Raw genomic sequence first — 21,084 nt, 5'->3', positions numbered from 1 at the left:
AGAGGGACGACTATGCCTGTATTCGATTATCAGGGCGAGAAAAACACGCAGCTTATTAAGGATGCACTGACCATTGAAAGTATCAATTTTGGTGCAGCCACGTATGCTGATTATACCTATACAGAAGAAAATGGCTGGAAAGTATTAGACGGGACCACGCTTAACTACAGCGGCTGTACTAATCCCTATGGTGCTTTTTATGGCGAAAGTCTTCTTGAAACCAGTGCCGAATGCAACGTTATGGGAAAATATGACGCCAATGGCAAGCTGGTCAATATAGGCATTAGCTTCTGGGGGACGGGCACTTACGCCAGCGCGCCTTCACTTCAGCATACCATCAATACCGCGATGGATACCGTCAGCGACGTATTATCTGCACTGGTCGACGGCTATGCGGATAACTATGTTCTCAACGCGTATAAAAACCTCATGAGTTCGGTGGCCGCGTTTGCCACGGCAAATGGCCTGACCGGTAATGACATCATCATTACCGGACATAGTCTTGGCGGACTGGCTGTTAACAGCATGGCAACCCTGTCCGCACAGGGCCAGTGGGGTGGTTTCTTTGAGGACGCAAGCTACGTCGCATTCGCCTCTCCGACTCAAAACCTGGCCGATGACAAAGTGCTTAATATTGGTTATGAGAACGATCCGGTATTTCGTGTGTTAACGGGCCACAGCTTGACGCTGGACAGTTTATTTAACCACGACACGCCGCTTGAAACCTGCACCAACAACATCGTCTCCTTTAATGATTACTATGCCGGCCTGACCAACGATTGTAAGATCTTTTCGATCGCGAATATGGCGTCCTGGGCCGGGCACTCCGGTCAGGGCTATACGGACGGTGCATTACGAATTATGGATTCTGAAATCTATGATTTCACCCATCAAAATTCCAATATCATTGTTTCTAATCTTTCTGAAGCATACCGTTCCACGACCTGGGTTTCGGATCTCAATAAATCCGTAACGCATGTGGGATCAACATTTATTATTGGTACCGAAACAAATGATTTATTACAAGGCGGGAAGGGTAACGATTATCTCTGCGGTGGTGGGGGAGATGACAGTTTTAAAGATCACAGCGGCTACAACGTTATTTATGGTGGCGCAGGGACTAACACCTACGTAACGGAATGTCATATTGCCGATTTTACGTTTAGCCACGATGCAGAAGGGACGCTGTACTTTAAATATTCCACCGGCGATATTACACGGGCGGAAGATATCCATTACGTTAACGCAGACCACACCTTGTTCAGCCTGTTTGGTATTAACATCAACCAGAACGCGACATGGCAGGTCACGGATTATGGCTTAGAAGGTGACAGTGGCTCAATCGCGTATGCGAAAAGCTATTACGCCGATACAGAGAACAGCTTCACTATCTCGACTGCCAGTAATGACAGCTGGTTCTATTCAGGGGCCAATGACAGTGAGATCAGCGTAAACGGGAACAATAACAATGTGGTTTCCGGGTATGCCGATGACGCCATCCACCTTAACGGCAGCGAAAACACGCTTCTCTTCTATGGTGATTTTGGTCATGACACGGTCTATAACCTCTCCGCCAGCGACAGCCTGATCTTTATGGCTAACCAGAACATTGCCGATAATGACAGCTATCTCAACCATCTGTCGTTTGAAGGTGATAATGCCTTACTCACCTACGGTGACAGCAGCGTCACGCTGGTCGGTGTGAATACCGATATGCTTTCGCAGATGCATATTGCGGTAGCATAACTCTTATCCCCGCGGGAACCTCGCGGGGATAAATCCCAGCAGAATGGTCCTGCCCGTCAGCGCATCTGGTGCTTTTTGAGCAATGCCCTTAACTGGTGGTAGGTCAGCCCCAACAGTTCAGCTGCTCCTTTCTGGTTATATTTTGCCATCCTCAGGCTCTGCTCCAGTAGCTGTTGTTCCTGCTTATGCTGAAACTGGCGCAGATCGAGCGGGAGTGAGGGCCCATCGTTCGAACTCGCCGGGGCGGTAACAGATGGCGCGTTATGCTGAAAAGGATCGAGAATAATGTTGTCCAGTTCCGTTTCGCTGCTGCCGTGACGGTAGACAGAGCGTTCGACGACGTTCTTCAGCTCGCGAATATTCCCCGGCCAGGGGTAGTTAAGCAGCGTCTCCCGGGCATTATCGCTAAAGCCCGGAAAGAGCGGCAGACCCAGCTCACGGCACATCTGAATGGCAAACTGTTCCGCCAGCAGCATAATATCGCTGCGCCGTTCACGCAGCGGTGGAAGCTGGACGACGTCAAAAGCGAGGCGGTCGAGCAGGTCGGCGCGAAATTTATCCTCAGCCACCATTTCCGGCAGGTTGGCATTTGTCGCACAGACCAGACGCACGTTAACCTGTAGCGGCTGGCTGCCGCCGACGCGTTCCAGCTCGCCATATTCAATGACGCGCAACAATTTTTCCTGTACCAGCATTGGCGCGGTGGCCAGTTCGTCGAGGAACAGGGTGCCGCCGTCGGCACGCTCGAAACGGCCAGGATGGCGCTTTTGCGCCCCGGTAAAGGCTCCCGCTTCATGGCCGAACAGCTCGGTATCCAGCAGGTTCTCATTCAGCGCGGCGCAGTTAAGCGAAATAAAAGGACCATCCCAGCGCCCGGACAGATAGTGGAGTCGGTTGGCGATCAGCTCCTTGCCCGTGCCGCGCTCACCGATAATCAGCACCGGTTTGTTGAGAGGGGCGAGGCGTGAAACCTGCTCCAGCACTTCGAGAAAGCTGTTAGCCTCACCGAGTAAATTGTCTTTATATTCAGCCATGATGAAATTAACCACTCCTTAGTGAGATTCACCAGGTGAGCTTAGTTCCACAGTGAGCGAAAATCAATCACATTCAGTGAAATCAATAAGATAAAAAGTTGGCACGGGAATTGTATTATCTGTACAGCAGGGCATCGCCCGATAACAGAAATGTGAGGATTGAATTATGGGTATTTTTTCTCGTTTTGCCGACATCGTGAACGCCAACATCAACTCGCTGCTTGAGAAAGCGGAAGATCCGCAAAAGCTGGTGCGTCTGATGATTCAGGAAATGGAAGATACACTGGTTGAAGTGCGTTCTACCTCCGCCCGTGCGCTGGCTGAGAAAAAGCAGTTAACCCGCCGTATTGAGCAGGCTACCGCCCAGCTTAATGAATGGCAGGAAAAAGCCGAACTGGCGCTGCGTAAAGATAAAGAAGATCTGGCCCGTGCCGCACTGATTGAAAAACAGAAACTGGCGGATATGGTTACCGCGCTGGAACATGAAGTTACGCTGGTGGACGACACGCTCACCCGTATGAAGAAAGAGATTGGCGAGCTTGAGAACAAGCTGAGCGAAACCCGTGCGCGTCAGCAGGCACTTACGCTGCGTCACCAGGCGGCAAACTCTTCCCGCGATGTACGCCGTCAGCTGGACAGCGGTAAGCTTGATGAAGCAATGGCGCGTTTTGAGTCCTTCGAACGTCGTATCGATCAGATGGAAGCGGAAGCGGAAAGCCACAGCATCGGTAAGCAAAAATCGCTCGATCAGCAGTTCGCCGATCTGAAAGCCGACGATGAAATCAGCGAGCAGCTGGCGGCCCTGAAAGCCAAAATGAAGCAAGACAATCAATAATAATTCATGCGGCACCTGAGCGTGCCGCCACGCATCGTACGACAAGGAGTACACATGAGCGCGCTTTTTCTCGCTATTCCCCTGACCATTTTCGTGCTGTTCGTGCTGCCGATTTGGTTATGGCTGCACTACAGCAACCGTTCTTCACGGGACGCCCTTTCCCAGAGCGAGCAACAACGTCTGGTACAGCTGTCCGATCAGGCGAATAAGATGCGTGAACGTATTCAGGCGCTGGAAGCTATCCTGGATGCGGAACACCCGAACTGGAGGGAGCGTTAATGTCAGGACTGAATCTGAATAAAAAGCTGTGGCGGATCCCACAGCAGGGCATGGTTCGCGGCGTCTGTGCGGGGCTTGCCCACTATCTGGATGTACCGGTTAAGCTGGTGCGCGTGGTAACGGTGTTATCGATTTTCTTCGGTCTGGCGTTTATCACTCTGGTGGCGTACATCGTATTGTCGTTTGTGCTCGACCCCATGCCGGAAGGTGAACTGGCTGCAGAAGGCGCACCGAGCAGTAGTGACATTCTGAACCAGGTGGATGCTGAACTGGCCGCAGGTGAAAAGCGGTTGCGCGAAATGGAACGTTACGTCACGTCTGATACCTTTACGCTGAGAAGTCGTTTTCGTCAGCTTTAAGAGAGAACATAGATGAACAAAAACTGGCAACAGGCCGGTCAGAAGGTAAAACCCGGCCTGAAAATCGCAGGTAAACTGGTCCTGCTGACGGCGTTACGTTATGGTCCGGCAGGCGTGGCTGGCTGGGCAATAAAATCTGTTGCCCGTAAGCCGGTAAGACTGTTGCTGGCCGTGGCGCTGGAGCCGCTGCTGCAAAAACTGGCCAAACGTTTTTCCCGTCGATACTTATCCTGATCCCCATGTATACCGCAGTCTTTCTCTTATGAGAGGAGGGCTGCTGGCATTTCTCTTCGTTTTCTCCCTTTTCTGTCTTTCTTTGCGGCAGCTCACATTACTGCGCTGAGTTGCCTTGAGAAGACGTTTTTACCCCCTCAGGTCCGTTGACAGATATTTTTCATGGGAGTAGATTGCGTTTCGTGGGACCGCTACCATGGAAAAATAAAGTGAACGATAAAATTAAAAATTTAATCAATCTTGTTTACGGCGAATCGTTTTCTGAGGCGCACCGTGAAACACTGTCAGGGAAAATATCCAGAGCTGCAGCTGTTATTACCGAAAGGCGTAAAGCCGGTTGGGATGAAAAAGATATCGTCCTGATTACCTATGCCGATCAGTTCTACAATAAAGGGGAGAAAGCGCTGCCTGTTTTTACCCGTTTTTATAACAGATGGCTTTCTCGTTCATTTTCTCATGTGCATCTTTTACCTTTTTACCCGTGGTCCTCTGATGATGGTTTTTCTGTTATCGATTACCATGACGTTGCGCCTGAAACGGGAACATGGCAAGACGTTGCTGAATTAAAGCGGTATGCCAGTTTAATGTTCGATTTTGTTTGCAACCATATGTCAGCGAAAAGCCAATGGTTCGCTCATTATCTTGCGCAAAAACCGGGCTATGAAGATTTCTTTATTTCCGTGGATCCGCAAACTGATTTATCTGCTGTGACACGGCCTCGCGCATTGCCTCTCCTGACACCTTTTACACTTGATGACGGAAGCGTTCGGCATCTGTGGACGACCTTCAGCGATGATCAGATTGACCTCAATTTCGCCTCTCCTGAGGTGTTGATTGCAATGGTGGATGTGCTTCTCCATTACCTGATGGAAGGAGCGCGCTATATCCGCCTTGATGCGGTCGGTTTTATGTGGAAGATCCCTGGAACAAGCTGCATCCATCTTGAACAAACGCACCGTTTGATTCAGCTCTTCCGCGCCATTACGGACGCTGTGGCACCGGGTACGGTGATTATCACTGAGACCAATGTCCCGCATAAAGACAACGTTTCTTACTTTGGTGACGGCAAGAATGAAGCCCAGATGGTGTATCAGTTCTCCTTGCCACCACTGGTTCTGCATGCCGTTCATCGTCAGGATGTACGGGCACTTTGTCAGTGGGCCACATCGCTGGAACTGCCGTCAAAGCAAACCACCTGGTTTAACTTTTTGGCCTCGCACGACGGGATTGGACTTAATCCGTTACGCGGAATTTTACCGGAATCGGAAATTCTGTCGCTGGTGGAAACACTCCAGCAGGAAGGCGCGCTGGTTAACTGGAAAAATAACCCTGACGGTACGCGCAGCCCGTATGAAATCAATGTAACCTATCTGGATGCATTAAGTGCTAAGAAGGATGAAGATACTCTGCGCATCGCCCGTTTTATTCTGGCTCATGCCGTTCTGTTGAGTTTCCCGGGTGTGCCTGCAATCTATATTCAGAGTATTATTGGCTCCCGTAATGATTATGAGGGTGTGGAGCGGTTAGGGTATAATAGAGCAATAAACCGAAAGAAATATCAGTCCGGTGAAATTGATCATAAACTCGACGATATTAATAGCCTTCGTCATAAAGTTTATTCTGGATTGAGTGCGTTAATTTCGTTACGCCGTCATGAAAACGCGTTCCACCCGGACAGTCAGGCGCGCTTTGAAACATCCGGGGAGCATGTTTTGAAAATAGTTCGCATTGCCGATAACGGCGAGCGAATTACAGCACTCTTTAATTTCAGTAATGATATTCAGCACGTCCCTTCAAATAGTCAGACAGGAAAAGATTTAATAACCGGGGACAATATTAACGATACGACGTTGACCCTAAATCCATGGCAGGTTATGTGGATTAAAGAAAACTAAAAAAGGACCTTAACAATGAAAATGCCGAGAATTGTGCTGATTTCAGCACTGGTTTCGTGCGCCCTGTTATCAGGCTGCAAGGACGACACACAATCTTCTGTGACCATCGAGTTTATGCATTCGTCGGTGGAGCAGGAGCGTCAGGCCGTCATCACGAAACTGATTGAGAAATTCGAGAAAGAGAATCCCTCCATTACAGTGAAACAGGTGCCGGTAGAAGAGGATGCATACAACACCAAGGTCATTACCCTCGCGCGGACCGGCGCACTGCCGGAGGTGATTGAGGTCAGCCATGACTATGCAAAAGTGATGGATAAAGAGCAGTTGCTGGACCGTGACGCAATTGGCGAAGCCATTAAAGCCGTCGGTGAAAAGACATTTTATGACGGTATTCTCCGTGTTGTTCGCACGGAAGACGGCACCGCGTGGACAGGGGTGCCAATTAGCGCCTGGCTGTCAGGCGTCTGGTACCACAAAGATGTTCTCGCCGCGGCGGGTATTAAAGAGCCGCATAACTGGCAACAGCTGCTGAAAGCCAGTCAGATGCTCAACGACCCGGCTAAGAAACACTACGGTATCGCGCTTCCAACCGCTGAAAGCGTCATGACCGAGCAGGCCTTCTCCCAGTTTGCCCTTTCAGGTGGGGCAAACGTCTTCGACGCGCAGGGCAACATCCAGATCGATACGCCTGAAATGTTAAACGCGCTGGCGTTTTATAAAGAACTGGCGAAGAACACGATGCCAGGCTCGAACGACGTCATGGAGATCAAAGACGCGTTCATGAACGGTTCCGCGCCAATGGCGGTTTACTCCACCTACATTCTGCCTGCCGTGTTTAAAGAAGCGGATCCTGCCAATCTGGGCTTTGTGGTTCCAACGGAAAAATCGTCTGCGGTTTACGGCATGGTGACGTCGCTGACGATCACGACCGGTCAGACTGAAGAAGAAACCAAAGCCGCTGAGAAATTTGTGACCTGGATGGAGCAGGCTCAAAACGCCTCGGACTGGGTCATGATGTCTCCGGGGGCGGCGTTACCGGTGAACAAACTGGTGGTGGATACCGAGAGCTGGAAAAACAACGAGGTCATCAAAGCCTTTGGTCAACTGCCGTATGAGCTGATCGCACAGTTCCCGAATGTGCAGGTATTTGGGGCCGTGGGCGACAAAAACTTTACCCGCATGGGCGACGTGACAGGTTCCGGCATCATCAGTTCGATGGTGCATAACGTGACGGTAGGTCAGCAAGACCTCAACACCACGTTAAGCAACAGCCAGAAACGCCTGACTGACCTGGTTTCTCAACGATAGGAGCGCTTCTGCGGAAGGAAATTATGAAGACGTTGTTTTCTGGTCGTTCAGATATGCCTTTCGCCATGCTGCTGTTGGCCCCCAGCCTGATTTTGCTGGGGGGCCTTGTGGCCTGGCCAATGATTTCCAACATTGAAATCAGTTTCTTACGCTTGCCGCTCAACCCGCGCATTAGCGCGGTGTTTGTTGGGCTGGATAACTATATCCGTATTCTGAGTGATGCAGCGTTCTGGCACTCCCTGTGGATGACCTTCTGGTATACGGCCCTGGTGGTGATAGGTAGCACGGGGCTCGGGCTGGCTGTCGCCATCTTCTTTAACCGGGAGTTTCGGCTACGCAAAACGGCGCGTTCGCTGGTGATTTTATCTTACGTCACGCCGTCTATTTCACTGGTGTTTGCCTGGAAGTACATGTTCAACAACGGCTACGGCATCGTGAACTACCTTGGGGTAGACCTGCTGCATCTGTATGACCAGGCACCGCTGTGGTTCGACAACCCCGGCAGCAGCTTTGTGCTGGTGGTGCTATTCGCCATCTGGCGCTACTTCCCGTATGCGTTTATCTCGTTTCTCGCGATCTTACAAACGATTGATAAATCGTTATACGAAGCCGCAGAAATGGATGGCGCGAATGGCTGGCAACGTTTTCGCATCGTCACGCTGCCCGCGATTATGCCGGTGCTGGCCACGGTCATCACGCTGCGAACCATCTGGATGTTTTACATGTTTGCGGACGTGTACCTGCTGACTACCAAAGTCGATATTTTGGGCGTCTATCTCTACAAAACGGCGTTTGCCTTTAATGATTTGGGTAAAGCTGCGGCTATCTCAGTGGTGCTGTTTGTGATCATCTTCGCCGTCATTCTGCTGACCAGAAAAAGGGTAAATCTCAATGGCAACAAATAAACGCGTAATGGGTCGTATTGGCTTTTATCTGGGGCTCGCGGCGTTCCTGATCATCACACTGTTTCCGTTTTTCGTGATGCTGATGACCTCCTTTAAAAGCGCCAGAGAGGCGATATCGCTGCATCCGACCATTCTGCCGCAGGAGTGGACGTTACAGCATTACATCGACATCTTTAACCCGCTGATTTTCCCGTTTGTGGATTACTTCCGTAACAGCATGGTGGTGTCACTGACCTCGTCGATCGTTGCCGTGTTTCTCGGCACGCTGGGGGCTTACGCCTTATCCAAACTGCGTTTTAAAGGGCGCACGACGATCAACGCCAGCTTCTACACCGTCTACATGTTTTCAGGGATTCTGCTGGTGGTGCCGCTGTTCAAAATCATCACCGCGCTCGGCATCTATGACACCGAACTGGCGCTGATTATCACCATGGTGACTCAGACGTTACCTACGGCGGTGTTTATGCTGCGCAGCTATTTCGACACTATCCCGGACGAAATAGAAGAAGCCGCGATGATGGATGGCCTTAACCGCCTGCAAATCATCTTTCGCATTACCGTTCCGTTAGCGATTTCGGGTCTGGTGTCGGTCTTTGTCTACTGCTTCATGGTGGCGTGGAACGACTATCTGTTTGCCTCCATTTTCCTGTCCAGCGCCAGCAACTTCACCTTGCCGGTAGGGCTGAACACCCTTTTCAGTACGCCAGATTACATCTGGGGCCGCATGATGGCGGCATCGCTGGTGACGGCACTGCCGGTGGTCATTATGTATGCGCTGTCTGAACGTTTTATTAAAAGTGGTTTGACCGCCGGTGGCGTTAAGGGCTGAGGCGGCCAATTTTAACAAGGAGTGAGTAATGAAGAAGTTAGTTGCGACAGCGCCGCGTGTGGCAGCGCTGGTCGAATATGAAGACCGTCCCGTTGCCGTTCATGAAGTGAAAATTCGCGCCCGCTTTGGCGCACCGAAACACGGCACCGAAGTGGTGGATTTCAGGGCGGCGAGTCCGTTTATCGACGAAGAGTTTAACCCTGACTGGCAACTGTTTACGCCGCGTGAAGAGGGGGCGGCTCGCGGGATCGAGTTTGGTAAATTCCAGCTCGGGAACATGATCGTCGGGGACATCATTGAGTGCGGCGCTGACGTAACGGAATACCGTGTCGGAGACCGCGTTTGCTGTTATGGACCGCTACAGGAAACGGTCATTGTGAATGCCGTCAACAACTACAAACTGCGCAAAATGCCTCAGGGCGCCTCCTGGAAAAATGCGGTCTGCTACGACCCGGCACAATTCGCAATGAGCGGCGTACGTGATGCCAATGTGCGGGTAGGGGATTTTGTCGTCGTCGTTGGGCTTGGCGCGATTGGTCAGATCGCCATCCAGCTGGCAAAGAAAGCCGGTGCGTCAATCGTTATCGGTGTCGATCCTATCGCGCACCGCTGCGACATTGCCCGTCGCCATGGGGCAGACCACTGTCTGAATCCGATTGGCACGGATGTTGGTCTGGAAATCAAAAAACTGACCGGCAAGCAGGGCGCGGATGTGATTATCGAAACCAGCGGCTTTGCTGATGCGCTGCAGTCTGCGCTGCGCGGACTCGCGTACGGCGGCACCATCTCATACGTGGCCTTTGCGAAACCGTTCGCGGAAGGCTTTAACCTGGGGCGCGAAGCGCATTTCAATAATGCGAAAATTGTCTTCTCCCGCGCCTGCAGTGAGCCAAATCCTGATTACCCACGCTGGAACCGTAAGCGTATTGAAGAGACCTGCTGGGAATTGCTGATGAACGGCTATCTCAATTGCGAAGATTTAATCGACCCGGTCGTAACGTTTACCACCAGCGCTGAGAGCTACATGACCTATGTCGATCAGCATCCTGAACTGAGTATCAAAATGGGCGTCACGTTCTGAGCTATGGAGAGCATGAAAATGAAAATCGCAACGCAAAACCAGGCCTTTTTCCCGACAAATATCCTGGAAAAATTTCAATACATCAAGGCCATGGGCTTTGATGGGTATGAGATAGACGGCAAGCTGCTGGTGGAGAACCTTGAAGAGATTAAAGCGGCCATTAAGGCTACAGGGCTGCCGGTTACCACGGCCTGCGGCGGGTACGATGGCTGGATTGGTGACTTCATCGAAGAGCGTCGCCTGAACGGATTAACGCAGATCGAACGCATCCTTGAAGCGTTAGCAGAGGTGGGCGGTAAAGGAATCGTGGTTCCTGCCGCCTGGGGGATGTTTACCTTCCGCCTGCCGCCGATGACGTCGCCGCGTAGCCTTGAAGGAGACCGCAAGGCGGTGAGCGCCTCGCTGCGCCAACTGGACGAGGTGGCGGCGCGCACCGGCACCACCGTTTACCTGGAGCCGCTGAACCGCTATCAGGATCACATGATCAACACCCTCGCGGATGCACGTCGTTACATCGAAGAGAATGGGCTGAAATATGTTCAGATTATCGGCGATTTCTATCATATGAATATTGAAGAAGACTCGCTGACGGAAGCGCTGCACCAGAACCGCGACCTGCTGGGCCATGTGCATATTGCCGATAACCATCGTTATCAGCCGGGAAGCGGCTCTCTTGATTTTGCCGCTCTGTTCGACCAGCTGCGTGCCGATTGTTATCAGGGTTACGTTGTTTACGAGTGCCGCGTTCGCGCTGACGATCCTGCGAAGGCCTATCAGGATTCTCTCACTTATCTGCGTGAATGCTAAGGATGACCAGCGTGATGAGTGCCTTAACACCTTCGCCTCTGCGTGTCGCCATTATTGGTGCCGGGCAGGTCGCGGACAAAGTGCATGCCTCGTATTACTCCACGCGCAGTGATGTTCAGATGGTGGCTGTCATGGACAGCCATCCTGAACAGGCTCAGGCGTTTGCTGAACGCCATGCCATTCCGTCGGCATGGCAGGACGTGAATGAAATGCTGCAGGCGGTCAAACCGGATGTGGTGAGCGTCTGTTCGCCCAACCGTTTTCATTTTGAACATGCGATGGCAGCCCTGGAAGCCGGTTGCCATGTAATGTGCGAAAAACCCCCAGCCATGACGCCACATGAAGCCGACCGGATGCGTGTGGCGGCCCGAACGGCGGGAAAAGTGCTGGCCTATGATTTTCACCACCGCTTTGCACGTGATACGCAACTGCTGCGTGAGGCGGTAATAAACGGGACATTGGGTGAAATCTACTTCACTACGGCGCAGGCATTGCGCCGCTGCGGCGTTCCCGGCTGGGGCGTTTTCACCAATAAAGCACTGCAGGGGGGCGGGCCGCTGATTGATATTGGGATCCATATGCTCGACGCCGCGATGTATGTACTGGGTTTCCCGGCGGTAAAACGCGTGACGGCCCACAGCTTTCAAAAACTGGGAAACCGCAAAAACAGTGGCCAGTTTGGTGAATGGGATCCTGCACAGTTTACCGTTGAAGATGCCCTGTTCGGGACGATTGAATTTTGCAATGGCGGCATTCTGCGTCTGGATACCTCCTTTGCCCTCAATATCCGTGAGCAGTCCATCATGAATGTCGCCTTTTGCGGTGAAAAAGCGGGGGCAACGCTGTTCCCGGCCCACATTTACACCGATGAGGGTGGAGTTTTGCAGACCCTAACCCTGCGCGAAGAGGCAGACGATCAGCGGCATTTACGCAGCATGGATGCGTTTGTCCGTCATGTCATGGGAGAACCGGTAATGATTGCCGATGCCGAACAAGGTCTGGTGATCCAGCAACTGGTCGCCGCACTGTACGAGGCGGCAGAAAAAGGGGAAAGCGTAACGTTATGCTGAACCTGTCTGTATTAAACGATCCGGGTTTTTGCCCTCATAGCCTCAATAAATACGCGTCAATCATGGCCTGCGGCAACGGCTATATGGGCATACGTGCGGCGCATGAGGAAAACTACACGCAGCAGACCCGGGGAATGTATCTTGCCGGGCTTTATCATCGTGCTGGTCGTAATGAGACCAACGAACTGATCAACGTGCCTGACATCATCGGCATGGATATCGAACTGGACGGCATCAATTTCACCTTGCTGTCAGGGGAGATTATTGACTGGCAGCGGGAGCTGGATTTTGCCAATGGCGAACTGCGTCGTCGCGTAGTGTGGCGCTCGCCAGACGGAAAGCGCTACCGTGTGGAAAGCCGCCGTTTTGTCTCACTGGATCAACTGCCGTTGGTGGCAATGCAGCTCTCCGTCACTCCGCTGGATGCCTCATCAGACGTTATGCTGAGCACGGGGATTGATGCGACGCAAACCAACAGCGGCCGTCAGCATCTGGATGAAATCTCGGTCAGAGTCTTTGACCAGCACTACATGCAGGGCGTGTATGAAACGCAGGATCGCGCTGCGGATGTGGTGATATCGGCATGCTGTCGTCTCTCAACCACCAGCGACAGCTGCTTTACCGCGAAAAACCGGCGTATCACGGTTCATCACGCCGTAAAGGTCGCTCAGAGTGACACTGTCACGCTTGAGAAGCTGGTCTGGGTGACGCATCGCAGCGATAAAGCGCTTTCACAGGACACGTTTGCCCGCAATGCTCTGGCTGAGCTCAAAACCTGCGCGACAAGAGGGTATGCCGCGTTACTCGAAAGCGCGGCGTGCGCCTGGAAAAAGATCTGGCATGACTGCCGGGTGGACGTCATGTCGACCGAACATCAGGATCAGCTGGCGCTGGATTACGCGGTCTGGCACCTCACGGCCATGACGCCTGCCCATGATGAACGGAGCAGTATTGCGGCCAAAGGCCTGACCGGGGAGGGCTATAAAGGCCACGTGTTCTGGGACACCGAAATTTTCCTGCTGCCTTTCCATCTCTTTACCCGACCACAGGTTGCCCGCCGTCTGCTGCGCTACCGCTGGCTTAACCTGCCGGGGGCCCGGGAAAAAGCACGCCGGAACGGCTGGCCAGGCGCCTTGTTCCCCTGGGAGAGTGCCGCGAGCGGTCAGGAAGAGACGCCGGAATTCGCAGCGATCAACATCCGCACGGGCGTTCGTCAGAAAGTGGCCTCCGCGCTGGCTGAACATCATATCGTGGCGGATATCGCGTGGGCCGTTGTCGCCTACTGGCAGGCAACGCACGATGACGCCTTTATGCGCAATGAAGGCCTGACGCTGCTCATGGAAACCGCGTTGTTCTGGATGGGACGCGCGAAGGAAGTTGGCGACCGTCTGGAGATCCATGACGTGATTGGGCCGGATGAATACACGGAGCACGTGAATAACAACGCCTACACCAACTATCTGGCGTGGCACAACGTCGCCAGTGCCTGCCGGTTTATGTCAATGTTTGAGCGTGAAGATGCGCGTTTTACGGAAAATGCGCAACGGTTCCTGTCGCGCTTATGGCTGCCCGAGGCTAACGCCGACGGGGTCATACCGCAGGATGACACCTTCATGTCCAAACCAGCGATCGATCTGAGCCGCTATAAAGCCAAAGCGGGCAAGCAGACCATTCTGCTGGATTACTCGCGCGCTGAAGTTAACGAGATGCAGATCCTCAAACAGGCCGACGTGGTAATGCTTAATTACCTGTTGCCGGAACGCTTTACGCCGCAGCAGTGCGCGGCCAACCTGGCATTCTATGAGCCGTGCACAATTCATGACTCGTCTCTGAGCAAAGCCATCCACGGGATTGTGAACGCGCGCTGTGGTGATACAGAAGGGGCTTACGCCTTCTGGCGTGATGGCATTGCCATCGATCTGGGCGACGATCCGCACAGCAGTGATGACGGTATTCATGCTGCCGCGACAGGTGCGATCTGGTCAGGTGTTATTCAGGGATTTGCCGGGCTGCAGATCGTGGACGGGGAGTTACATCTGGCACCCAGGATGCCTGCGCACTGGCAAAGGCTGGCGTTTCCGCTGCGTTGGCAGAATGCGCAGCTGCACTTCATCGTGACGAAAGAGACACTCACGGTGACCAGCTCCGCTCCTGTCACGCTAACGCTCTGGGGTAAAACCCTCCAGCTTTCGGGACGGCAGGTCTTGTCCTGCAAGGATTTTCTTACGTCTGTTACTGGGACCGCTACCACGGAGGGAAGAGATGAACCTTAATGCCGTTGTATTCGATCTGGATGGGGTGATCACCGACACCGCTCATCTGCACTTCCTGGCCTGGCGCGCTGTCGCGAAGGAGGTCGGGATCACCATTGATGAAGCCTTTAATGAAACGCTGAAAGGGATTAGCCGCATGGATTCCCTGCAGCGGATCCTGCGTCACGGTGGCAAAGAAGAGGCGTTCGACGAACAGCAGCGCCTGGCGCTTGCGTGTAAAAAAAACGCGCTCTATGTCCAGTCGCTGGCATCGCTTACGCAAGCGTCACTGCTCCCGGGCATTCGTGAGGTGCTGGCCGACATACGCGCGGCAAACGTCAAAATTGGGCTGGCGTCTGTTTCACTCAACGCTCCCGGCATTTTGCAGGCGCTGGGGATCCACAGGGCGTTTGATTTCTGTGCCGATGCGTCCCGTATTGCCCGCTCCAAACCGGACCCGGAAATCTTCCTTGCTGCCTGCGCGGGTCTTAACGTCCTCCCGGAGGAGGCCATCGGGATTGAGGATGCCGCCTCCGGCGTTGAGGCGATCAACGCCGCAGGGATGTTGTCGGTGGGAATAGGGGCAGGCCTCAACCATGCGGGACTTCAACTTCATTCAACGCGGGAGCTGACCTGGAAATGCCTGACAGATTTCTGGGCTTCCCGGACGGTACTGATAAGGAATTAAGAATGGCACAACTATCGCTAAAACATATCCAGAAAATCTATGACAACCAGGTCCATGTGGTCAAAGATTTCAACCTCGACATTGAGGATAAAGAATTCATCGTTTTCGTCGGGCCATCGGGCTGCGGTAAATCGACGACGCTGCGCATGATTGCCGGGCTGGAGGAGATCAGCGCCGGTGAACTGGTGATTGACGGCGTGCGTATGAATGATGTCCCGGCCAAGTCCCGGGATATTGCGATGGTCTTTCAGAACTATGCGCTGTATCCCCATATGACGGTGTACGACAACATGGCATTTGGGCTGAAGATGCAGAAGATCGCGCCCGCTGTCATTGAAGAGCGTGTTAACTGGGCCGCTCAGATTCTTGGGCTGCGCGATTACCTCAAGCGTAAGCCCGGTGCGTTGTCGGGTGGCCAACGCCAGCGCGTGGCATTAGGCAGGGCGATTGTGCGTGAAGCGGGCGTCTTCCTGATGGATGAACCGCTCTCAAACCTTGACGCTAAACTGCGTGTTCAAATGCGTGCCGAAATCAGCAAGCTGCATCAAAAGCTGAATACCACCATGATTTATGTGACGCACGATCAGACCGAAGCCATGACGATGGCAACCCGCATTGTGATCCTGAAAGATGGATACATTCAGCAGGTGGGCGCGCCGAAGCAGGTCTATAACGAACCGGCAAATATGTTTGTGGCAGGTTTCATTGGTTCGCCAGCAATGAACTTTATTCGGGGGGCGATCAATGAACGCTTCTTCGTGACGGAAACGCTGCGCCTGGAGATCCCCGAAGATATGCTCTCGGTACTTAACGCTCAGGGGTATCAACGTAAAGCCGTGGTCTTTGGCATCAGACCGGAGGATATTTTCACCTCGCAAGCCAGCGGTGAGGCGATTGCCGCCAAAATCAGCGTTGCCGAACTGACCGGTGCTGAATTTATGCTGTATGCCACCGTCGGGGGCCACGAACTGGTCGTCCGGGCAGGGGCTGCCACTGATTATGCTGCAGGGGATAATATCGGCATTCAGTTCGATATGAATAAGTGTCATTTTTTTGACGCGGAAACAGAAGCGGCAATCAGATAATAAAAATGTTCGCCGGAAATATTAATTTCCGGTTTTTTTGTTTGTCCATTATAAAGGAATATTTTAATGAGTACTCTACTAAGAAGTGCTGCGCTTATTCTATGCGCAGGGGTTAGCTACGCACACGCCTCAGAACCGACACCACACTGGAATTTTAATATAGGTGCCATGTATGAAATTGAAAACGTCGAAGGTCAGGGGGATGATAAAGACGGATTATATGAACCCTCCGTGTGGTTTAACGCCACATGGGATGCGTGGACGATTTCCCTTGCCATGTATCAGGAAGGCCCCGTTGATTACAGCAGTATGACCCGCGGGACCTATTTTGATCGTCCCGAATTCGAGCTGCGCTATCGTTTTATTGGAACCGATGATTTTACCCTCGGCCTGACCGGCGGCTTCCGTAATTACGGTTATCATTTCAAAGATGAACACGGCGCGAAAGACGGTAGCGCGAATATGCAGCGCTACAAAATACAACCAGACTGGGATATTAAGTTAAGCGATGACTGGCGTTTCGGCGGCTGGTTTGCCATGTATCAGTTTGCCAACGACCTGGAAAAAACGGGTTATGCCGACAGTCGCGTTGAAACAGAAACGGGCTTTACCTGGACCATTAATGAAACCTTCGCTGCAAAAGTGAATTACTATTTAGAGCGCGGTTTCAATATGGACAGTTCACGTAATAACGGTGAGTTTTCAACGCAGGAGATCCGCGCCTATTTACCCATTTCATTAGGCAATACCACGCTGACGCCGTATACCCGCCTGGGGCTCGACCGCTGGTCAAACTGGGACTGGCAAGACGATCCTGAGCGTGAAGGGCATGATTTCAACCGTCTGGGCCTGCTTTATGCCTACGATTTCAATAACGGTCTTTCAATGACGCTGGAGTATGCCTATGAATGGGAAAACCACGATGAAGGCGAAAGCGATCGATTCCACTATGCGGGCGTGGGCGTGAATTACGCCTTCTGATCGGCTGTTCACCAGGGGCTATCAGCCCCTGGTTTTAGCGAAGAGAATCAGCGAACGAAAAGTGGGTCTCAATCAGCACCTTATGCGGGGCGGGTTTACCGGAGATACGCCTGAAAAGCAGGTCGCAGCTCTCTTCGCCCAGCTTGCGCGTAGGAATATCAAATCCAGCTGGCGCAGGCGTCAGAATCAGGGAGAGCATCGGATCGCTGTAACCCGCCACGGCAACCTGCTCAGGTAGCATCAAATTTAACTCATCCGCAGCGCGATAAAGACTCAGCAATTTCATGCTGTCGGTGGCGAATACCGCATCCGGTGGGGTGGATGAAGACAACAACGTAATGGCCGCTGAAAGTGCGCTCTCATGGGTATAACCGCCATCAATGATCCAGTCCGGGTTAACAGCAATATTCGCCTTTTCCAGGCTGGCTTTATAACCCGCCAGACGATCAATAGACACGTGATAATCGAGTGGCGCATGCAGACAGGCAATTTTTTTCCGCCCGTTTTTAATAAACGTGTCGGTCAGCATCTCGCTGTCACGAAAATTGTCGGTATCGACGGAGTAAATATTCTGAAAGTCGCCTTCAACTTTACCGATTACGACTACCGGCACACCGTACATATCGAGCCGTGAGAAAAAGGATTCATTGGCAGGCGAACTCAGCATAATGACCCCTTTGATCATTTTCTGCTTTATTTTGCTTTCGCATTTTAGCAGGTCATCTTCACTGCTCTTTGACGTTTGCAAAATAACATCAAACCCTTCCTGTTCCGCCTTGGCGGTTATGGCGTGCAATACGTCGGAGAAAAAAGGATTACCGGCAGTGGTTTTTGTTGAGCGGGTGGAAATCACCATAATGGCGTCAAAGCCAGATGAGGTCAGAGCGCGGGCAAGTTTATTTGGTTGATAATTTAGCTCTTCAATCGCCTTCAGCACTTTCTCTCGCGCTTCAGGAGAAATATTGGTTTGTTTATTCAACACTCTGGACACGGTTGATTTAGAAACACCAGCAACGCGCGCAATATCATAGATGGTGGGTGACATACACCTTACTCACTCCGGGACGGCAATGTCGTTCATCTTACTGGAGAAAAAACGGCAATAGCAATAATTATGAATTGATAATCAACGATCTGCCCCCATTTACTGTATTCTGAAGCAAGTCATTCCAGGCTTCCAGCGACGAAGGACGGCGATGAAGCGACTTACAAACGAACTCAACTCTCTGGTGAACCGAGGCGTCGATCGCCATTTGCGTCTGGCGGTCACCGGGCTTAGCCGCAGTGGCAAAACGGCGTTTATCACGGCGATGGTTAACCAGCTGCTGAACCTGCACGCCGGGGCACGCCTGCCGCTGCTCAGTGCGGTGCGGGAAGAGCGTCTGCTGGGCGTTAAGCGCGTTCCCCAGCGCGATTTCGGTATCCCTCGCTTTACCTATGATGAAGGGCTGGCACAGCTTTACGGTGACCCACCCGCGTGGCCGACACCCACGAGAGGGGTGAGTGAAATCCGTCTCGCGCTGCGTTTTCGTTCCAATGAATCATTGATGCGCCACTTCAAGGATACCTCCACGCTCTATCTGGAGATTGTGGATTACCCGGGCGAATGGCTGCTCGATTTACCCATGCTGGCGCAGCATTATCTCAGCTGGTCGCGACAAATGACCGGTTTGTTACAGGGTCACCGCGCGGAGTGGTCGGCAAAATGGCGGCAGTTATGCGCAGGATTAGATCCGCTGGCACCCGCAGATGAGAACCGCCTGGCGGCGATTGCCGAAGCCTGGACGGATTATCTGCATCAGTGCAAACAGGAAGGGCTTCACTTCATCCAGCCAGGACGGTTTGTTTTGCCGGGCGACCTGGCGGGTGCGCCTGCGCTGCAGTTCTTCCCATGGCCCGACGTGGATGGCGTGGGAGAGGCAAAGCTGGCGCAGGCAGACAAGCACACCAACGCCGGGATGCTGCGCGAGCGCTACAACTACTACTGTGAAAAAGTGGTGAAAGGTTTTTATAAAAACCACTTTTTACGTTTCGATCGTCAGATTGTGCTGGTGGACTGCCTGCAACCGCTCAACAGCGGGCCGCAGGCTTTCAACGATATGCGCCTGGCGCTGACGCAACTGATGCAAAGTTTTCACTACGGACAGCGTACGCTGTTTCGCCGCCTCTTTTCCCCGGTGATCGACAAACTGCTGTTTGCGGCCACCAAGGCCGATCACGTAACGGTTGATCAGCATGCCAACATGGTGTCGCTGTTACAGCAACTGGTGCAGGACGCCTGGCAAAATGCGGCGTTCGAAGGGATCAGCATGGATTGTCTTGGGCTGGCTTCCGTACAGGCGACGCAAAGTGGGCTGATTGATCTTAACGGCGAGAAAATCCCGGCCCTGCGGGGGAATCGCCTCAGCGACGGCGAACCGCTGACCGTGTATCCGGGCGAAGTGCCTGCACGCCTTCCGGGGCAGGCATTCTGGCAGAGCCAGGGCTTCCAGTTTGAAGCCTTCCGCCCACAGGTCATGACCGTCGATCAGCCATTACCGCACATTCGTCTGGATGCGGCGCTGGAGTTTTTGATTGGAGATAAATTGCGATGACGGAACCGTTAAAACCCCGCATTGACTTTACCGGGACGCTTGAGCAGGCGCAGCAGGAGGCCTTTAAAACGGCGCAGACGTTCAGCGGCGAGCAGGCAGAACATTTTGCGCCGGCCCTGACTGACGAGCCGTCCGTTGAGGAGGGCCAGGCGGAAGCGGTCGTTGAGGCTGCTTTACGTCCGAAACGTAGCCTGTGGCGTAAGATGGTCACGGCCGGGCTGGCGCTCTTCGGCGTAAGCGTGGTGGGACAAGGCGTGCAATGGGGTATCAACGCCTGGCAAACCCAGGACTGGGTGGCGCTGGGCGGTTGTGCTGCGGGGGCGTTGATCGTGGGGGCAGGCGTAGGGTCGGTTGTCACCGAGTGGCGTCGACTGTGGCGTCTGAGGCAGCGTGCGCATGAACGGGATGAAGCACGCGATCTGCTGCACAGCCACGGTACCGGAAAGGGTCGGGCATTCTGCGAAAAGCTGGCGGCGCAGGCGGGGATTGACCAGTCGCACCCGGCACTGCAGCGCTGGTATGCCGCCATTCACGAAACGCAAAATGACAGGGAGGTGGTGACGCTCTACTCGCATATGGTGCAGCCTGTGCTGGATGCTCAGGCGCGGCGCGAGATTAGCCGCTCTGCGGCGGAATCAACGCTGATGATCGCGGTCAGTCCGCTGGCGCTGGTGGATATGGCGTTCATCGCCTGGCGTAACCTGCGCCTGATAAACCGTATCGCCAGTCTTTACGGTATTGAGCTTGGCTACTACAGCCGGCTGCGGCTATTTAAATTGGTGTTGCTGAACATCGCCTTTGCAGGTGCCAGTGAGCTGGTGCGCGAAGTCGGCATGGACTGGATGTCGCAGGATCTGGCGGCCCGTCTCTCAGCGCGTGCCGCGCAGGGAATTGGGGCAGGGTTGTTAACCGCACGTCTGGGCATTAAAGCGATGGAAGTCTGCCGACCACTGCCGTGGATCGACGGAGATAAACCGCGCCTGGGCGATTTTCGTCGTGAATTGATTGGGCAGCTCAAAGAGACGCTCAATAAAAAACCGGTTCAGTAACCGGTTTGTTTACTTATCGTGCTGGCTGTCAATCTTTCTTGACAGCCATCTTC

20 protein-coding genes are annotated in these 21,084 nt (G+C 53.0%); 18 read left to right on the top strand and 2 right to left on the bottom strand.

What is annotated here, in order from left to right:
• Positions 1 to 12 precede the first annotated feature (12 nt).
• Positions 13 to 1,746, top strand: a complete 1,734-nt coding sequence (locus EQV24_RS03475; RefSeq protein ID WP_023622385.1) for a lipase — start codon at positions 13 to 15, stop codon at positions 1,744 to 1,746.
• 56 nt (positions 1,747 to 1,802) lie between these two features.
• On the opposite strand, the gene pspF is transcribed toward EQV24_RS03475, so the two are convergent.
• The gene (gene pspF, locus EQV24_RS03470) at positions 1,803 to 2,780 is read right to left on the bottom strand and encodes a phage shock protein operon transcriptional activator (RefSeq protein WP_130626190.1); all 978 of its coding nucleotides are present in this window, start codon (positions 2,778 to 2,780) and stop codon (positions 1,803 to 1,805) included.
• 166 nt (positions 2,781 to 2,946) lie between these two features.
• Between pspF and pspA the strand changes: the two genes are divergently transcribed.
• The 15 genes from pspA to EQV24_RS03395 all read left to right on the top strand — a co-directional run bounded on the left by pspA (position 2,947) and on the right by EQV24_RS03395 (position 17,388).
• Entirely contained in the window at positions 2,947 to 3,615 is a 669-nt protein-coding gene (gene pspA, locus EQV24_RS03465; RefSeq protein ID WP_013096403.1) for a phage shock protein PspA, read from the top strand.
• Between the two features lie 54 nt (positions 3,616 to 3,669).
• Positions 3,670 to 3,894, top strand: coding sequence for an envelope stress response membrane protein PspB (pspB, locus tag EQV24_RS03460; protein WP_013096404.1), 225 nt, complete (start codon positions 3,670 to 3,672; stop codon positions 3,892 to 3,894).
• Positions 3,894 to 4,253, top strand: coding sequence for an envelope stress response membrane protein PspC (gene pspC, locus EQV24_RS03455; RefSeq protein ID WP_013096405.1), 360 nt, complete (start codon positions 3,894 to 3,896; stop codon positions 4,251 to 4,253). Before pspB ends, pspC begins: the two co-directional genes overlap by 1 nt.
• 12 nt (positions 4,254 to 4,265) lie before the next feature.
• Positions 4,266 to 4,487, top strand: coding sequence for a phage shock protein PspD (gene pspD, locus EQV24_RS03450; protein ID WP_013096406.1), 222 nt, complete (start codon positions 4,266 to 4,268; stop codon positions 4,485 to 4,487).
• Positions 4,488 to 4,696: 209 nt separating this feature from the next.
• Complete coding sequence (locus EQV24_RS03445; RefSeq protein ID WP_130626189.1) at positions 4,697 to 6,382, top strand: alpha-amylase family glycosyl hydrolase; 1,686 nt, start codon at positions 4,697 to 4,699, stop codon at positions 6,380 to 6,382.
• A 15-nt stretch (positions 6,383 to 6,397) separates the two neighbouring features.
• Positions 6,398 to 7,690 (top strand): ABC transporter substrate-binding protein, encoded by a 1,293-nt coding sequence (locus EQV24_RS03440; protein ID WP_057072662.1) that lies wholly within the window; start codon positions 6,398 to 6,400, stop codon positions 7,688 to 7,690.
• 23 nt (positions 7,691 to 7,713) lie between these two features.
• Positions 7,714 to 8,595, top strand: coding sequence for a sugar ABC transporter permease (locus EQV24_RS03435; protein ID WP_013096409.1), 882 nt, complete (start codon positions 7,714 to 7,716; stop codon positions 8,593 to 8,595).
• Entirely contained in the window at positions 8,582 to 9,424 is an 843-nt protein-coding gene (locus tag EQV24_RS03430) for a carbohydrate ABC transporter permease (RefSeq protein ID WP_130626188.1), read from the top strand. The genes EQV24_RS03435 and EQV24_RS03430 overlap by 14 nt, the downstream gene beginning before the upstream one ends.
• A gap of 28 nt (positions 9,425 to 9,452) precedes the next feature.
• The gene (locus EQV24_RS03425) at positions 9,453 to 10,505 is read left to right on the top strand and encodes a zinc-binding alcohol dehydrogenase (RefSeq protein ID WP_130626187.1); all 1,053 of its coding nucleotides are present in this window, start codon (positions 9,453 to 9,455) and stop codon (positions 10,503 to 10,505) included.
• 18 nt (positions 10,506 to 10,523) lie between these two features.
• Entirely contained in the window at positions 10,524 to 11,312 is a 789-nt protein-coding gene (locus tag EQV24_RS03420) for a sugar phosphate isomerase/epimerase (RefSeq protein WP_058660420.1), read from the top strand.
• A gap of 11 nt (positions 11,313 to 11,323) precedes the next feature.
• A complete protein-coding gene (locus EQV24_RS03415) occupies positions 11,324 to 12,382 on the top strand; it encodes a Gfo/Idh/MocA family oxidoreductase (RefSeq protein WP_095439582.1) in 1,059 nt (352 codons plus the stop codon).
• A complete protein-coding gene (locus EQV24_RS03410; RefSeq protein ID WP_130626186.1) occupies positions 12,376 to 14,655 on the top strand; it encodes a glycoside hydrolase family 65 protein in 2,280 nt (759 codons plus the stop codon). Before EQV24_RS03415 ends, EQV24_RS03410 begins: the two co-directional genes overlap by 7 nt.
• Positions 14,645 to 15,322, top strand: a complete 678-nt coding sequence (gene pgmB, locus EQV24_RS03405) for a beta-phosphoglucomutase (RefSeq protein WP_038986172.1) — start codon at positions 14,645 to 14,647, stop codon at positions 15,320 to 15,322. The genes EQV24_RS03410 and pgmB overlap by 11 nt, the downstream gene beginning before the upstream one ends.
• A gap of 2 nt (positions 15,323 to 15,324) precedes the next feature.
• Positions 15,325 to 16,407, top strand: coding sequence for an ABC transporter ATP-binding protein (locus EQV24_RS03400; protein ID WP_038986170.1), 1,083 nt, complete (start codon positions 15,325 to 15,327; stop codon positions 16,405 to 16,407).
• 66 nt (positions 16,408 to 16,473) lie between these two features.
• A complete protein-coding gene (locus EQV24_RS03395; RefSeq protein WP_038986168.1) occupies positions 16,474 to 17,388 on the top strand; it encodes an OmpG family monomeric porin in 915 nt (304 codons plus the stop codon).
• Positions 17,389 to 17,422: 34 nt separating this feature from the next.
• On the opposite strand, the gene EQV24_RS03390 is transcribed toward EQV24_RS03395, so the two are convergent.
• Positions 17,423 to 18,433, bottom strand: coding sequence for a LacI family DNA-binding transcriptional regulator (locus tag EQV24_RS03390; RefSeq protein WP_013096418.1), 1,011 nt, complete (start codon positions 18,431 to 18,433; stop codon positions 17,423 to 17,425).
• Positions 18,434 to 18,584: 151 nt separating this feature from the next.
• Between EQV24_RS03390 and EQV24_RS03385 the strand changes: the two genes are divergently transcribed.
• Together EQV24_RS03385 and EQV24_RS03380 are read left to right on the top strand one after the other, a co-directional pair.
• The gene (locus EQV24_RS03385; RefSeq protein WP_130626185.1) at positions 18,585 to 19,982 is read left to right on the top strand and encodes a YcjX family protein; all 1,398 of its coding nucleotides are present in this window, start codon (positions 18,585 to 18,587) and stop codon (positions 19,980 to 19,982) included.
• A complete protein-coding gene (locus EQV24_RS03380; protein WP_020689208.1) occupies positions 19,979 to 21,031 on the top strand; it encodes a YcjF family protein in 1,053 nt (350 codons plus the stop codon). Before EQV24_RS03385 ends, EQV24_RS03380 begins: the two co-directional genes overlap by 4 nt.
• Positions 21,032 to 21,084 lie beyond the last annotated feature (53 nt).

The organism is Enterobacter sp. A8, from assembly GCF_004296595.1.
In the GTDB taxonomy this organism is placed as follows: Bacteria; Pseudomonadota; Gammaproteobacteria; order Enterobacterales; family Enterobacteriaceae; genus Enterobacter; species Enterobacter cloacae.
Note: the sequence above shows the minus strand (reverse complement) of the source record. Positions and strands in the feature narration are given on the sequence as shown.